Source organism: Micromonospora sp. CA-248089 (assembly GCF_050948515.1).
Lineage (GTDB): Bacteria > Actinomycetota > Actinomycetes > Mycobacteriales > Micromonosporaceae > Micromonospora.
This window is the reverse complement of record NZ_CP192016.1, coordinates 2,878,747-2,894,553: the sequence shown is the minus strand read 5'-3', so window position 1 is coordinate 2,894,553 and position 15,807 is coordinate 2,878,747. Positions and strand designations below refer to the sequence as shown.

Sequence of the window (15,807 nt, the reverse complement as noted above, 5' to 3'; positions counted from 1 at the left end):
CGCCGGCAGGTGCTCGATACACTCCCGCCGTGACCGTCGATGTGCCTCGCCGGGGACCGATCCACGCTCTCGCCGCCCTGCCCGCCCTTCCCTGGATCGGCATCCACCTGCTGCTCTACCTCGGTGTCGCCGTCGTGGTCCCCCTGCTGTGGGAGCCGGCCCCGGCCGGCAGCCGCGTCGAGGCTTTCGGCCAGGCCCTCACCGAGGTGCCGTCCGTGATATTCAGCCCTGGTGGGGTGATGGTGAGCGCTCTGGCCGCCGGCTGCCTGGGTGTGCTGCGCCTGCTGTCCCGCGTCCGGTGGTACTGGTTCAGGCTGGCCGCGATCCTGCTCTTCGGCGTGCCGCTTCCGCTGTTCGTGTTCGCCGCGGCCGGTGCGGAGGCGGCGGTGCCGGTGGCCGTCCCCCACCTGCTGGTGGCGTTGCTCGTCGTGCAGCCCCGGCGTCCGGACGGATGGGCGGAGCCGGATCCGGCCCCGGAGGGCCACCGTTGGTAAGGAGTTCGTGCCGGCCGGGAGGCCCGGAACCGGCACGAACTCCTTGATCGACGGAGTCAGGCCGAGACGAGCTCCTTCTTCTCGGCCTTGGCGGCCAGGCGCTTCTCGCGCTCCTGGGCGCCGATCAGATCGTCCGGCAGGGAGTCCTCGACCTCGATGTCGAAGCGGCGCAACAGCCGGATCGAGAAACCGCCGAGCGTGATGAGGATCAGCGCCACGCCGAAGCAGATGTACGCGAAGCCGATGCCCCGGCCCGGGCCGGTGCCGATCACCGCGCCCACCGAACCGGCCAGTGCCCCGCCCGGGGCGAGCATCGGCTCGAACAGCGCGGTGGCGCCCGGCGCGAGCAGCGCGAACCCGATCGGCAGCGTCGACCAGGAGATGGTCTGGTTGAGGCTGAACACCCGGCCGTGGAAGCGCTGCGGCACCTTCACCTGGACGATCGTCGCGTAGATCGACTGCGCGGTGGTCATCGACATGGCCAGCCAGCAGAAGCCGACGCAGATCATCGCCACCGACGCGTCCAGGCCGATCAGCACGCAGCCGATGGCGGTGCCCATGTTGCCGATCAGCACGCCGATCATCCGGCGCTTACGCGGACCGCCCCACAGCGACATGAGGACGCCGCCGAGCACCGCGCCGACCGCCTCGGCCAGCGCGACCTGCGCCACCTGGGTCGGGCTGCCGAACGACAGCACCAGCGGCGTGACGAGCACCAGCGCGGGCGCCAGGAAGATGTTGCCCAGCGCGAAGTAGCCGAGCATCAGCCGGAACCCGCGGTGCCGCCACGAGTAGCGCATGCCGTTGGCGATGGCCACCAGCAGCCGTTCCCGGGGCCGCCAGCCCAGCGCGTCCGGGAATCGGACCACGGCGAGGGTGAGCACCGCGAACACGTAGCTGGCCACATCGACCAGCAGGATGCCCTTCAGCTCGATGGTGGCGAGCAGGCCGGCCGCGAACGCCGGCATGAGCAGCGTGGCCACACCGGTGGACAGCTGGGTGATGCCCATGGCGTGCCCGAGGTAGCGCTTGGGCACCAGCTGCGGCACCGCCGACTGGAACGCGATCCGCTGGAACGAACCGGCCACCGAACTGAGCGCCACCAGCATGTAGATGTGCCAGAGCACCAGGTTGTCGGTCCACAACAGGGTGGCCAGCACCAACTGGACGGAACCCGCGAAGCAGCTCGCCGTCATCATGATGCGACGCCGGCTGACCCGGTCGACCAGGGCGCCGGCCACCGGCAGCATGAGCACGCCGCAGATCAGCGCGAGCGCCCAGAGCAGGCCGAGGTTCGCCACCGAGCCGGTGCGGTTGAACAGCCAGATCGGCAGCGCGAACGCGGTCAGCGCGGAACCGGTGCTGGAGATGAGCTGACCGGTCGTGATGGCCATGAACCGGCCCATGCTCGGCTTGACCGTCTTGGTGGGCTTGCGGTCCTCCCCCACGCGCAGCGTGTCGGCCACCACCCAGGCGGCATCCTCACCGCGGGCCTCCGGCGTCAGCGCGCTGACGTCACCGGCGACCACCGCCGGGTGCACCCGGGTGACGATCTCGGCCAGTTCCTCGGCCCGGTACTTGAGGAAGAAGTGCCCGGCCTGGTCGAGCACCACAAGGCCGAGCGTGTCGCTGAGGAACTGCCACTCGGCGTACCGCTCGCGGTAGTAGTCGGTCACCGGGTCCTCGGAGCCGACCACCGAGATGATCGGCGCGCGCAGCTTCGCCGCCTGCTGGTCCAGCAGCCGGGTGAAGTACTCCTCCGAGGCGCGGGAGTCGGCCCGCATGTTGCTGATGATCCGGTCGGCCTGCTCCGGTTCCAGCTCGTCGGTGTCCACACCCATCGACTTGAGCCAGCTCGCGGAGTGCCTGTTGCTGCTGAGCCGCTCGAGGCGGTCGCGCAGCGCCGCGATCACGCCCTTCGGGCGGGCGAACGGGAACATGGCGCCGATGTAGACGGCCTCCAGGTCCCGGCCGGCCGCCTCGACCTTGCGGGCCACGTCGGCCAGGATGGCGCTGCCCACGCCGCAGTGGCCGTACAGGGCGATCGGCCCCTCGACCCGCTCCAGGATCTCGTCGGCGACCCGGCTGGTCAGCTCGTCGAACGGCAGCGCGTCCTCGCTGAGTCCCACGTCGTGGCCGGGGATCGCCAGCGACCACAGCCCGTACCCGGCCGGCAGCGCGTCGGCCAGCGGCTGGTAGACGATGGCGCTGCCGCCGCCGTACGGGACGCAGACGTACGTCAGCACCCGCTTGCCCGCCGGAATCGGCTTGGTCAGCTCGTAGAGCAGCCGGCGCGGCCCCTCCTGCGCGGCGTCGCCGGAGATGAACGCGGCGAGGTCGCGGATGGTGCGCTGCTGGAACAGGTCCATCACACCGACCGCCCGGCCGCCCAGCTCCGCCTTGCGGATCCTGGCGACGACCTGGGTGGCGAGCATGGAGTGCCCGCCCAGGTCGAAGAAGTCGTCGTCGATGCCGAGCGTGTCCACGCCGAGCACCTCGGACCAGATCGCGGCGAGCGCCCGCTCGGTGTCGTCGCGCGGCTCGACCAGTTCCACCGACGCCTCGCGGGTGACCACCGGCGCTGGCAGCGCCTTGCGGTCCAGCTTGCCGTTCGGGGTCAGCGGCAGCGCGTCGAGCGTGACGAACGCGGCCGGCACCATGTACTCCGGCAGCGTGTCCTTCAGCGCCGTCTTCAGCGCCGCGTGCTCGGCGTCCCCCACCAGGTACGCGGTGAGCCGCTTGTCGCCCGGGCTGTCCTCGCGGACGATCACCGTCGCCTCGGTGACGCCCGGCTGGTCGCGCAGCGCGCTCTCGATCTCGCCCAGCTCGATGCGCAGGCCACGCAGCTTGACCTGGTGGTCGATGCGGCCCAGGAACTCGATCACCCCGGCGCCGTCCGGGCCGACGACCCAGCGGGCCAGGTCGCCGGTGCGGTAGAGGCGGGCGCCCGGCTCGGAGGAGAACGGGTCGGGGACGAACTTCTCCGCGGTCAGCGCCGGCCGGCGGTGGTAGCCGCGGGCCAGCCCGACACCGCCGATGTGCAGCTCGCCGGCCACCCCGACCGGGCACTGCGCGCCGGACGGGTCGAGCACGTGCAGCCGCAGGTTGGCGATCGGCGCGCCGATCGGCACGCTGGTCACCTGCGCGAGCCGGTCCGGCTCGCACGCCCAGGCGGTCACGTCGATGGCCGCCTCGGTCGGGCCGTACAGGTTGTGCAGGCCGCACCACGGCAGCCGGGCGGTGAAGTCGGCCGCCGAGGCCGGCGGCAGCTCCTCGCCGGAGCAGATCACCCGGCGCAGCGCGGTGGCCGCCTCCACGCCGTCCTCGGCGAGGAAGACGGTGAGCATCGACGGTACGAAGTGGGCGGTGGTGATCCGCTCGGACACCAGCAGGTCGCGCAGGTAGCCGGCGTCCTTGTGACCGCCGGGCTCGGCCAGCACGAGGCGGGCGCCGGTGCGCAGCGGCCAGAAGAACTCCCACACCGACACGTCGAAGCTCGCCGGGGTCTTCTGGAGCACCGCGTCGTCGGCGCCGAGGCCGTACGTCTTCTGCATCCAGTCGAGCCGGTTGACGATGCCCCGGTGCGTGTTCGGTACGCCCTTCGGGCGGCCGGTGGACCCGGAGGTGTAGATGACGTACGCCAGGTTCTCCGGCCCGGCGGCCGGCGTGGGGTCGGTCTCGGGCTGACCGCTCCACACGGTGGCGTCGTCCAGTTCGAGCACCGTGGCGCCGGTGTCGGGCAGCACGTCACGCAGGTGCGACTGGACCAGCACCACCGGCGCGTCCGCGTCGCCGACCATGAACGCGAGCCGGTCGGCCGGGTACTCCGGGTCCAGCGGCAGGTACGCGCCGCCGGCCTTGAGCACGCCGAGCAGGCCGGCGACCAGTTCCACCGACCGTTCCGCGCACACCCCGACGAGGGTCTCCGGGCCGACGCCCGCCGCGCGCAGCCGGTGCGCGATGCGGTTGGCCTGCGCGTTCAGCTCGGCGTACGTGCGGCTGTGCCCGTCGATGGTGACCGCCACCGCGTCCGGCGTGGCGGCGGCGCGCTCCTCGATCGGGCCGTGCAGCGTCTGCTCGCGCGGGAAGTCCGCTGTGGTGTCGTTCCAGGCGGCCAGCAGGTCCCGCTCGGCGGCCGGTAGCAGCGGCAGCCGGGACACCGGGGTGTCCGGCGCGGCGACGACCGCGTCCAGCAGCGTGGTCCACCGCTGCGCCATCCGCTGCACCGTGGCCCGGTCGAACAGGTCGGTGTTGAAGACCAGCTTGCCCCAGAGCCCGTCGACGGTCTCCACCGCGTGCAGCTCGAAGTCGAACCGGGTGGCCTGCAACTCCATCGGGGTCCAGGAGAACGTGACCTCGTCGGTGCGGGACACGCCGCGGAAGCGGCCCATCTCGTAGTTCTGCAGCACGAACATGGTCTGGAACACCGGGGAGCGGCTGACGTCGCGCGGCAGGCCCAGCTCGTGGACCACCTTGGCGAACGGCACCTCGCCGTGCTCGAAACCGTCGAGCACCGTACGGCGGGTGCGCTCCAGCAGCTCGGCGAACGTCGGGTCGCCGGCCAGGTCGGCGCGCAGCGGCAGCATGTTGATGAACATGCCGACGACGTTCTCCAGCTCCGGCGCGGACCGGCCGGCCACCGACGCGCCGATGGCGAAGTCGTCCTGGCCGGCGTGCCGGGCCAGCAGCACCTGGTACGCGGCGAGCAGCGTCATGAACAGCGTGCCGCCGCTGTCGCGGGTGAGCGTGTTGAGCGCCTCGGTGGCGGCCGGGTCGAGCTGGAACTCGACGAAGTCGCCACGGTAGGTCTGGGTGGCCGGGCGGGGCCGGTCCAGCGGCAGTTCCAGCGGCGTGATGCCGGCCAGCCGCTGCTTCCAGTAGTCGACGTGCGCCCGCGCCTGCGGCCCGTCCAGCTCCTGGGCCTCCCAGACGGCGAAGTCGCCGTACTGGATCGGCAGCGCGGGCGGCTCGCCGCCCCGGTAGAGCGTGATCAGGTCGCGCAGCAGCACGTCCACCGACCAGCCGTCGCCGACGATGTGGTGCTGGGCGAGGAACAGCACGTGGTCGTCGGCGGCGAGCCGGATCAGCAGCGCCCGCAGCAGCGGCCCGTTCGCCAGGTCGAACGGCTCGGCCGCCGCCGCGTTGACGAGCGCCTGCGCGGCGGCCTCGTCGGGCGCGTCCACCACCGTCAGCGGCACGTCCACGGCGTCGGCGATGACCACTGTGGGGCGGCCGTCGGCGTCGGCCGGGAAGCGGGTGCGCTGCGACTCGTGCCGGTCCGCGAGGGCGGTCAGCGCGGCGCGCAGCGCGTCCACGTCGAGTGGTCCGCGTACCCGCAGCGGCACCGCGATGTGGTAGGCCGCCTCGCCCGGGGCGAGCTGGTCCATGAACCAGACCCGCTCCTGGGCGTAGGACAGCGGCACCTCGGCGCCGGACGGGCGGGGGGTGATCCGGGCCGCGGGGGCGGTCTGGCGGGCGCGTAGCCGTTTGGCGATCAGCGCCTGCCGGGCCGCCTCGCGGGCCGGATCCTTCAGGTCCGTCATCAGTTGGTTCCCTCTTCCGCCGCGAGCAGCGCGGCGACCTCGGTGTCGGAGAGCCCGTCGAGTTCGGCGGCGATCCGCTGTTCGATCTGGGCGGCCAGGTCCGCCACCACGGGGCTGCTGAACAGCGCCCGCATGGGCAGGTCGACGTCGACCTCGGAGCGGATCCGGGCCATCGCCCGCATGCCGCGCAGCGAGTTGCCGCCGAGGGCGAAGAAGTCGTCGTGGGCGCCGACCTTCTCCACCTGGAGGATCTCGGCGTACACCTCGGCGACCAGACCCTCGGCGTCGGTGCGGGGGGCGACGTAGCTGTCCTGCGCCGCCTCGGTCGTCGCCGGGGCGGGCAGCGCGGTGCGGTCCAGCTTGCCGTTCGGCGTCAGCGGCAGCGCGTCCAGCCGCACCAGGGCGGCCGGCAGCAGGTGCGCGGGCAGCTCACGGGCCAGTTCGGCGCGGACCGAGTCCTCGTGGGCCGGGCCCACCAGGTAGCCGACGAGCATCGGCTCGCCGCCGTCGGTGCGGACCGCCGCGGCGGCGGCGCGCACGTCCGGGTGGGCCAGCAGCGCGGCCTCGACCTCGCCCAGCTCGATGCGCATGCCGCGCACCTTGACCTGGTCGTCGCGGCGGCCCAGGTAGTCCAGCGTGCCGTCGGCACGCCAGCGGGCCAGGTCGCCGGTGGCGTACATCCGGGCGCCGGGCGGGCCGTACGGGCAGGGCAGGAACCGCTCGGCGGTCAGGCCGGGCCGGTCGTGGTAGCCGCGCGCCAGCTGGGTGCCGGTGACGTACAGCTCCCCCACCACGCCCGGGGGCACCGGCCGCAGGGCGGCGTCGAGCAGCAGCGCCCGGGTGTTCCAGGTGGGCGTGCCGATCGGCACCGGGCCGGCCGGGACCGGCTCACCGGGGGCGATCCGAGCCGCGACGCAGCCCACCGTGGCCTCCGTCGGGCCGTACTCGTTGACGACGGCCACGTCGGGGTGCGCGGCCCGCCAGGCGGCGAGCTGCTCCCCGGTCAGCGCCTCGCCGCCGATCACCAGGTCGGCCGTCGGCGACAGCTCGCCGTCGAGCAGCGGCAGGTGGCTCGGCGTGACCTTGAGGAAGGCCGGCCGGCCACCGGCGCGGGCGGCCGGCTCGTCGATCGCGGCGAGCCGGACCGTGCCGCCGGCGGTGAGCGTGCCGAGCAGGCCGGTGACGGTGAGGTCGAACGACACCGGCGAGTGCAGCAGCGCCACCCCGGAAAGCCCCGGGTAGGTGGCCCGGGCCCAGGCCAGGTACGCGGTCACCGCCCGGTGCTCGACCACCACGCCCTTCGGTCGGCCGGTGGAGCCGGAGGTGTAGAGCACGTACGCCGGGTGCTCGGGGCGCAGCGGCGCGACCCGGTCTGCGTCGGTGAGGTCGTCGCCGGACTGGTCCGAGCCGACCTCGCCGTCGAGCACCAGCGCGTCACCGGGCACCAGGGCGGCGGTCTCCGGGCTGGTCACCACCAGCGCGGGCGCGGCGTCGGCCAGCAGGTACGCGATCCGGCCCGCCGGGTACGCGGTGTCCACCGGCACGTACGCGGCGCCGGCCTTGAGCACCGCCAGCATCGCCACGACGAGGTCGCAGGAGCGGGGCAGGGCCAGCGCGACCCGGGTCTCCGGGCCGGCGCCACGGGCCACCAGCAGCCGGGCGAGCCGGTTCGCGGCGGTGTTCAGCTCGCCGTAGCCCAGCGTCACGCCGTCGCACACCAGCGCCGCCGCGTCCGGGGTGGCGGCGGCCTGCCGCTGCACCTCGTCGACCACTGTGGTCACCGGCACGTCGCGGGCGGTGTCGTTCCAGGTGCCGAGCACCTGCTCCCGTTCGGTGTCGGTGAGCAGCGGCAGCGCGCCGACCGTCCGCTCCGGCTCGGCGACCGCGGCGGCGAGCAGCCGCACGTAGCGGCGGACCACCGTCTCGGCCGTGGCCCTGTCGAACAGATCGGTGCGGTAGGCCAGGCGGCAGTCGCCGGTGGTGATGTCGAAGGCCAGGTCGTCCTTCGTGGTGCCCAGCTCCACCGGGTCGAGCCCGGAGTCCGGGATCCAGTTCAGGGCGGTCTGGAAGATCGGCTGCACCGACGGGTCACGCTGCGGGTCGACCGCCTCGACGATTTTCTGGAACGGCGTCTGCCCGTGCTCCATCGCGTCGATCAGGCCGTTGCGGACCCGGCCGAGCAGCGCCGCGAACGTCGGGTCGCCGGAGACGTCGCAACGCAGCGCCACCGGGTTGACGAACATGCCGATCAGCGGCGTCAGCTCCGGGTTGTCCCGGCCCGCGGTGGAGACGCCGACCACCACGTCGGCCTCGCCGGAGATCCGCGACAGCAGCGCCGCGAAACCGGCGAGCAGCACCATGTACGGGGTGGCCTGCGCGCCGGTGGCCAGCGCGCCGACGCGGTCCAGCAGCCCGTCGGGCAGCGTGAAGTGCACCTCGTCACCGGCGAAGCCGAGCTGGGCCGGGCGGGGCCGGTCCAGCGGCAGGCCGGTGACCGGCGGCGCGCCGGCCAGGTGACCGGTCCAGAACGCGAGCTGCCGGTCCAGTTCCTCGCCGGTGAGCTGCTGGCGCTGCCAGACCGCGAAGTCGGCGTACTGGATGGGCAGCTCGGGCAGGGCGGGCTCGGCGCCGGTGCGCGCGGCCTCGCGGAACGCGACCAGCTCGGCGTGGAACAGCACGGCCGAGTGGCTGTCGAAGACGGCGTGGTGCACCACGAACGCCAGCGCCAGCCCTTCGTCCATGCGGACCAGCCGGGCCCGCCACAGCGGCGCCGCGTCCAGCGGGATCGGCAGGCGCGCCATCTCGCCGCGGATGCGCTCGAACTCCGCCCGCTGCTCCCCGGCCGGCAGGTGGGTGATGTCGGTGACGGGCAGCGGCACCGGCTCGTGGGCGCGCACGACCTGCACCAGTGCGCCGTCGTCGGTCCGCAGGTGGGTACGCAGCGCCTCGTGCCGGGCGATCACCCGGTTGACCACGTCACTGGCCGTGTCGGCGTCCACGCCGGCCGGGAACAGCCACGGGAGGGACACGTTGAACACCGGCGACCCGGCGTCGAGCTGGTTGGCCATCCACACCCGCTCCTGGGCGTAGGAGGCCGGGAAGGTCCACTCCTGACCCGTGCTCATGAGAGGGCCTCGCGCACCGAGCGGGGACGCATGTCGGTCCAGACCTCGTCGACGTGGGCCAGGCACTCCTCGCGGGTGCCGGCGAAGCCGGTGTCGTGCCAGCCGGCGGGCAGGTCCCGGTCGGCCGACCAGATCGAGTACTGCTCCTCGTCGTTGCGCACGACCAGGAATCGGGATTCGGCCATGTCAGTTCGCTCCTGCGGTCTCGGGGGTGTACGGCTCGGCCATGGCGGCGGCGATCTTGCGGGGACCGGTGAACGGTTCCCGGCCGTGCGCGGCGGTCATGTTGTCCACCACCAGCACGTCGTCGCGCTGGTAGTCGAAGCGGACGGTGGCCGCCCGGTAGGCGGCGCGCAGGTGGTCCATGACGTCGGCGGGGATCTCCCCGCCGTCGCCGTAGTAGGTGTTCGACGGCAGCCCGTCGGCACCGAACATGGCGAGCAGCCCCTCCTGGTAGTCCTTGGGCAGGGTGCTGAGGTGGAAGAACGTGGCGTGGTTGAACCAGCGCGGGGTGTCCGACCCGGGCCGGTGGTGCACCACGTCGCGGACCGCGCGGGTCCGCAGGCCGTCCTTGCCGACCCACTCCACGGTGATCCCGTTGTCCGCCGCGTACGCCTCGACCTCGGCGCGGCTCTCGGTGTTGAACACCTCCTGCCAGCGGGTGCCGAAGTCGCCGTGGAAGTTGCGCACCAGCATCCACCGGCGGCGCACGAACTCCTCGCGGACCGCCGGGTCGATCAGCTCGTACACCCGGCGCACGTCGGCCAGCGGCGTGGCGCCCCGGGTGTCCGGCGGCGTGACGCAGTAGAAGAACAGCGTCAGCGGCCAGCGCGCCTGGTACGAGTTCTCGTTGTGCAGGAAGATCTCCTCGTCCGGCGGGTAGTCGGTCGAGGTGTAGACCCGGCCCTTGATGGAGTGCCGGGGCGAGGAACGCTCGGTGTAGGTCAGCGGCTCACCGGCCAGGGCGCGTACGGCCTGGTCGAAGCCGTCCACGCCGCCCACGTCGAAGCCGCGGAACAGCAGCCCCCCGTTGGCGACGAGGGTGTCCCGCAGCTCGGCACGCCGGGCCGTGATCAGGTCGGTCAGCGCCCGGCCGTCGCTCTCGACGACCACCGGCAGCGTCGCGGTTGTCTCGCTCATGGTGCGGTGTCTCCTGGTTCTGGGTCGGGGGATGTCAGCCGCGGGGCAACCGCGGGATGGCCGGGATCGCCGCCGGGGCGGCCGGTGCGCCGGTGGGCGCCTCGGCGCGCAGCTCCTCGATCCGGGCGGCCAGGCCGGCCACGGTGGGGGTCTCGAAGAGGCTGCGCATCGGCAGCCGTACGCCGGTGGCCTTGCGCATGGCCGCGATGAGCTGCACGGCCACGAGCGAGTTGCCGCCGAGGGCGAAGAAGTCGTCGTCCACGCCGACGTCGGTGACGCCGAGGCCGTCGCGCCACACCTGGGCGATGGTCTTCTCCAGCTCGGTGCCGGGGGCCGCCGAGCCGCCACCGGTGGCCGCCGCCGTGCCGGCCGGCGCGTCGGTGTCCTCGGCGATGCTGTCGGTGGTGACCCGGGCGGCCCGGCGCCGGATGTCGGCGACCGTACGGGTGGTGATCACCACCTGCGCGCCGAGACCGGCGGCGAGGCTGCGGCGGAACGCCTCCGCGCCGTCGACCGGGCGGATGTCCTCGGTCACCGGCGCCGGGGTGTCGGCGTCCGCCGGGGGTTCGGCCAGGTTGCCGGTGACCGCGTCCTGGTCGACCCGGCGCAGCACGAAGTCGCTGATCGCGACCAGTTCCCGCCCGTCCGGGTCGCGCAGCGACAGGTCGGCGGCGACCACCTCGTCGGTGGCCGCGGGCCGGTGCCGCAGGTGACTGTGGAACGTCGCCGGCAGCGCGCCGCGCACCACGATCCGGCCGTACGACAGCGGCAGGTAGGTGCCGGTGCCCTGGCCCCGGCCGAACGCGGTGGCCACGTCCAGCAGCGCCGGGTGCAGCCCCCAGGAGGGCAGGTCGCCGAGCGCGGCGGCGGGTGCCTGCACCCGGGCCAGTTCCTCGCCGTCGGCGAGGTGGTGCTCGGCCAGCGCCGCCCAGCGCGGCCCGAACGTCAGCATGCTGGTGCGTCCCCGGCCGAACGACGCGTCGTCGTCGACCCGCCGCCCGGCCACCGCGGGCACGACGGCCGGCGGGGCCGCGTCGGTGGTCCACCCGGCGGTGCCGCGGACGTGGGTACGCGCCTGGCCGGCGGCGAGGCTGGCGACGGTGAAGTCCGTGCCGTCCTCGGCCGGGGTCAGCTCGACCCGGTACTGGGCCACCGTGCCGTCCGGCACCGAGAACGGCTCCAGGAACACCACGTCCCGCAGCTCCACCGCAGCGTCCGGTCCCGGCGCGGGCAGCGCGGCGGCCACCGCGGCGCGCACCGACTCCAGGTGGGCGGTGCCCGGCACCACCGGCACCCCGCCGATCCGGTGCTCGTCGAGCAGCCAGTGGGTGTCCGCCGAGACCAGGCCGTGCAGCACCGTGCCGTCCGGGCCGGCGACCATCGTGGTGAGCACCGGGTGGGCGACCGCCGTGGTCACCGTGTCCCGCCCGGCGGCCCGGAACGCGGCCGGCGCGGCGGTCTCCACCGCCATGCCGACCTCGGCCCAGCCGCCCCAGTTCTGCGACACCACCGGCGCGCGGAACCCGGTGCCGGAGCGCGCGAACGCGTCCAGGAAGTTGTTCGCGGCGCAGTAGTCGACCTGACCGAACCCGCCGATCACCGCGGTGATCGAGGAGCAGAGCACCACGAAGTCCAGCGGCAGGTCGCCGAAGACCCGGGCCAGCGCCAGGGTGCCGGCCAGCTTCGGGGCCAGCACGCGCCGCGCCTCGTCGCGCTCCTTCACCTCGGCCATGCCGCCGCCGGGCAGACCGGCCGCGTGCACGATCCCGTCCAGCCCGCCGAACCGGCGCTCCGCCTCCTCGCGGACCCGGCGCAGGTCGTCGGGGTCGGTGACGTCGGCGGCGAGGACCAGCACCTCGGCGCCGGCCGCCTCCATCCGGCGGATCGCCGCGATGGCCCGCCCGGCCCGGTCGGCGCCGCCGTGCACCGCCAGGTGCGCGTCCCACCCGTCCCGCTCGGGCAGCCCGGAACGGGCCAGCAGCACCAGCTTGGCGCGGGCCCGGCGGGCGAAGTCCTCGGCGAGGGTGACACCGATGCCGCCGAGACCACCGGTGATCAGGTAGCGGCCCTCCTCGCGCAGCACACCCGGCTCGTCCTCGGCGGCCACGCTCACCTGCTCGTAGCCGCCGAGCCAGCGGCGGTCGCCGCGCAGCGCCACCTCCGGGTGCTCCGCGTCGACCGGGCTGCGCAGCTCGGCCACCAGGGCGGCGACGCCGCGCGCGGCCGGGTCGCTGTCCAGCAGCCGCACGGTCAGGCCGGGCAGCTCCGCCGGGAGCACCCGGGCCAGGCCGGCCAGCGTGGCGTGCTCGGGACGGGTCAGGTCGTCGCCGCGTACGTCGCCGATGCCGGCGGTGACCAGGTCCAGGCGTACGCCCGCCTCGTCGGCCGTGACACCGGCCCCGGCGAGGGCCTGCACCAGGTGCAGCGCGCCGAAGAAGCCGCGCTCCTGCGCCGCCCACGCGGCCGCCGCGTCGGTGCCGGCCGGCTCGCCGTCGAGCGCGAACGCGTACACGATCCGCCGGGGCAGGTCGGCGCCGAGCGCGGCGACCAGTTCCTCCGCGTCGGCGCGTACGCCTGGGCGCAGCCGGAAGCCGCTCGCGGTGGCGGTGAACGCCGCACCGGCGCGTACCTCGACCGGGTCGTCGCCGGCGGCGCGCAACGCGGCCACGAGCGCCTCGCCGCGCGGGCCGTCGGCCAGCACCAGGCAACGGCCCAGCGGCTCGGCGGTGCGGGCCGGGGCGGCCTGCCGCCACACCGGCACCGCGAACCACTCCGGCAGCGGGCGGGGGCCGGTCTCGACGGGCGCCGCGGCCAGCTCCTGCTCCGGGTCGGGGTCGATCCAGTAGCGGCGCCGCTCGAACGGGTACGTGGGCAGCGGCACCCGCCGCGCGTGCGGGTCGGCCGGAAGGTTCACCGGCACCCCGGCGCACCAGAGCGCGCCGGCCGTGCCGAGCAGCGCGGCCAGGTCACCGGTCTGCTCGCCGGGGCCGGGCAGGCTGCCCAGCGGGGTCAGCGCGCGCTGCGCCTCGCCGGCCTTGGCGACCTGCATCCGGGCCAGGTTGGCCAGCTGCCGGCCGGGGCCGCACTCGACGAGCGCCCAGGTGCCCTCGGCGAGCAGCGTGGCCACGCACGCGCCGAAGCGGACCGGGCGGCGCAGGTGCGCGGCCCAGTACGCCGGGTCGGTGGCCTGCGCCTCGGTGATCCAGGTGCCCGTCACGTTGGACACGAACGGCACCGCCGGAGCGCGCAGCGGCACCGTGGCCATCAGCGCGGTGAACTCGTCCAGGATCGGGTCCATCATCGGCGAGTGGAACGCGTGCGAGGTGCGCAGCAGCTTCGACTTGTTCTTGCCGCCGAGGCTCGCCGCGAACTCCTCCACCAGCGCCGTCTCACCGGCGACCACGCAGGTGCCGGGGCCGTTGACCGTCGCCACCGACAGGCCCTCGGGCAGCTTGCCGGCCACCGCCGACTCGTCGAGCGTGACGGCCAGCATCGAACCGGCGGGCAGGGAGTGCATGAGCCGGCCCCGGGCGGCCACCACGCGCAGCGCGTCGGCGAGGTCGAGCACCCCGGCGAGCGTGGCGGCGACGTACTCGCCGACGGAGTGGCCGATCATCGCGGCCGGGGTGACCCCGGCGGCCCGCCAGGCGACGGCGAGCGCGTACTCGACGGTGAACAGGGCGGGCTGGGTCCAGCGGGTCTCGGTGAGCTTGTCCGCCGCCTCCGGGTCGCGGCCCAGGATCAGGTCGCGGATGTCCAGGCCCAGTTCGGGGCGGAGCAGTTCGGCGCACTCGTCCACGGCGGCGGCGTACGCACTGTCCTGCGCGTACAGCTCGGCGCCCATTCCGGCGTACTGCGAGCCCTGGCCGCTGAACAGGAACGCCACCCGGGGCGCCGGCCCGTCGGCGACACCCCGGTGGCCCTTACGCCGTTCCCGCAGCGCGGCGACTGCCGACGCCGGGTCACCGGCGACCACCGCGGCGCGGTGGGCGTACACCTGGCGGCCGGTCCGCAGCGTGTGTGCCACGTCGGCGAGCGCCACGTCGCTGCCGTTGCCCAGGTGGTCGGCGAGCCGCCGCACGGCGGTGTCCAGCGCGGTCGGGGTCTTCGCGGACACCTGGAGCAGGTGCGCCGGGCGGACGGGGGGCGCCGGCCTCTCGGCGGCCGGCGCCTCCTGGAGCACCACGTGCGCGTTGGTGCCGCCGATGCCGAAGGAGCTGACGCCGGCGCGGCGCGGGCCGCCGTCGGTGTCCCACTTGGTCAGCGTGTTCGCCACGTAGAACGGGGTGTCGGCGAAGTCGATGGCCGGGTTCGGCGTCTCGTAGTTGATGGTCGGCGGGATCAGCCCGTGTTCCATCGCCAGCACCGTCTTGATCACGCTGACGATGCCGGAGGGCTGGCTGAGGTGGCCGATGTTCGACTTCACCGAGCCGATGCCGCACCAGCCGCGCTCGTCGGTGTCCCTGGTGTAGACGGCGGACAGCGCGGCGATCTCGATCGGGTCGCCGAGTGCGGTGCCGGTGCCGTGCGCCTCGACGTAGCTGATGCTGCGCGGGTCGACGCCGGCCAGCTCGACGGCCTGGGCGACGGCCTCCATCTGCCCGTCGATGCTGGGTGCGGTGAAGCCGACCTTCCCGGCGCCGTCGTTGTTGATGGCGTTGCCGAGCACGACCGCGCGGATGGTGTCGCCGTCGGCGATCGCGTCGGAGAGCCGCTTGAGCAGCGTCACGCCGACGCCGCTGCCCCACACCGTGCCGTTCGCTCCGGCGTCGAACGGGCGGCACCGCCCGTCCGGCGAGGTGAAGCCGTCCATGCCGAGGTAGCCGACGTGCGGCAGTTCGATGTTGACGCCGCCGGCCAGGGCCATGTCGCACTCGCCGTTGCGCAGCGCCTCGCAGGCCAGGTGGAACGCGACCAGCGACGTCGAGCAGGCGGTGTGCACGGTCATGCTGGGGCCGCGCAGGTCCAGCCGGTACGACACGTTGGTGGCCACGTAGTTCGGCGAGTTCCCGGTCGCCAGCGAGACCGCGCCGTGCGGGTTGCCGCCGACCCGCTTGTTGCGCATCACGTTGCGGTACAGGTACGTGTTGCCGCCGGTGCCGGCGTACACGCCCACCGCGCCGTCGTAGCGGCCCGGGTCGTAGCCGGCGTCCTGCAACGCGGTGTAGCAGCTCTCCAGGAACAGCCGGTGCTGCGGGTCGGTGATCTCGACCTCGCGGGCGGTCATCCCGAACAGGCCGGCGTCGAACTCGTCGTAGCCGTCCACCAGCGGGGCGCGGTTGACCCAGCCCGGGTCGTCGACCTCCTGCGGCTGGGCGCCGCGGGCGATCTGCTCCTCGCGGGTCAGCTCGGTCGTCGACTCCACGCCGTCGACCAGGTTGCGCCAGAACTCGTCGACGTCGGCCGCGCCGGGCAGGCGGGCGGCGAGCCCGACGATGGCGATGGGCTCGACGCCGTCGTCGGCGGGAATGTCGTTCTGCATGGGGTTTCCTTCATTCACAAGGG

General features: G+C 74.0%; 6 protein-coding genes. 1 reads left to right on the top strand and 5 read right to left on the bottom strand.

All coding sequences use genetic code 11. The annotated features are described in order from the left end of the window. Window positions 1–29: 29 nt before the first annotated feature. Window positions 30–494 (top strand): hypothetical protein, encoded by a 465-nt coding sequence (locus ACQP26_RS13715; RefSeq protein WP_433495897.1) that lies wholly within the window; start codon window positions 30–32, stop codon window positions 492–494. A 56-nt stretch (window positions 495–550) separates the two neighbouring features. Here ACQP26_RS13715 and ACQP26_RS13710 read toward each other — a convergent pair whose 3' ends face one another. Genes ACQP26_RS13710 through ACQP26_RS13690 form a run of 5 tightly spaced genes read right to left on the bottom strand, consistent with a single transcriptional unit; the run spans window position 551 to window position 15,784 of the window. After that, complete coding sequence (locus tag ACQP26_RS13710) at window positions 551–6,037, bottom strand: amino acid adenylation domain-containing protein (RefSeq protein WP_433495896.1); 5,487 nt, start codon at window positions 6,035–6,037, stop codon at window positions 551–553. Continuing rightward, a complete protein-coding gene (locus tag ACQP26_RS13705) occupies window positions 6,037–9,162 on the bottom strand; it encodes a non-ribosomal peptide synthetase (RefSeq protein WP_269706599.1) in 3,126 nt (1,041 codons plus the stop codon). Before ACQP26_RS13705 ends, ACQP26_RS13710 begins: the two co-directional genes overlap by 1 nt. Then, window positions 9,159–9,347, bottom strand: a complete 189-nt coding sequence (locus ACQP26_RS13700; protein ID WP_269706600.1) for an MbtH family protein — start codon at window positions 9,345–9,347, stop codon at window positions 9,159–9,161. Before ACQP26_RS13700 ends, ACQP26_RS13705 begins: the two co-directional genes overlap by 4 nt. Window position 9,348: 1 nt before the next feature. Further along, window positions 9,349–10,302: a TauD/TfdA family dioxygenase gene (locus ACQP26_RS13695; RefSeq protein WP_433495895.1), complete on the bottom strand. Its 954-nt coding sequence runs from the start codon at window positions 10,300–10,302 to the stop codon at window positions 9,349–9,351. Between the two features lie 34 nt (window positions 10,303–10,336). Then, on the bottom strand, window positions 10,337–15,784 hold the full coding sequence (locus ACQP26_RS13690; protein WP_433495894.1) for an SDR family NAD(P)-dependent oxidoreductase: 5,448 nt from the start codon (window positions 15,782–15,784) through the stop codon (window positions 10,337–10,339). Window positions 15,785–15,807: the final 23 nt, after the last annotated feature.